A 428-nucleotide genomic window follows, 5' to 3' on the forward strand; every position below is an offset into this window, starting at 1 on the left:
GAAGTAAGTTGTCGATAGGAGGGCGTAGCCCCTCCTGTTCTGAGACTTAAATAGCGTAATTTTTGAATCTTCTGGTTTGAAAGCTTACGTTTGAACGCGGAAGCATCGCCTTCCGCGTTTGCATATCTTCAGGTTTATTTTGCTAGGTCAGTTTGTATTAATGCGCAATAGAGCTATTGAGAGCTGCGCTAGCAAAATGATTCATCCTTCGGCAGAGGTCGGGGAAGAGTTTTATTTACGGTTTTATTGAATACGGTTGTTGCATATGTCGAAACGAGATTATTACGAAGTTCTGGGTATTGAACGCTCAGCTGATGCGAAGGAAGTTAAGAAGGCCTACAGACGCTTGGCGATGAAGTACCACCCGGACCGCAACCCGGATGATGCTCAAGCAGAAGAAAAGTTTAAAGAAGCAACTGAGGCTTATG

At 44.4% G+C, this 428-nt stretch carries 1 protein-coding gene; it reads left to right on the forward strand.

The features are described from left to right. Positions 1-265: 265 nt before the first annotated feature. Positions 266-428 (forward strand): DnaJ domain-containing protein (locus A3757_RS25145; RefSeq protein WP_156506256.1); only part of this gene is annotated, 163 nt, incomplete at its 3' end.

Source organism: Oleiphilus sp. HI0117, assembly GCF_001635235.1.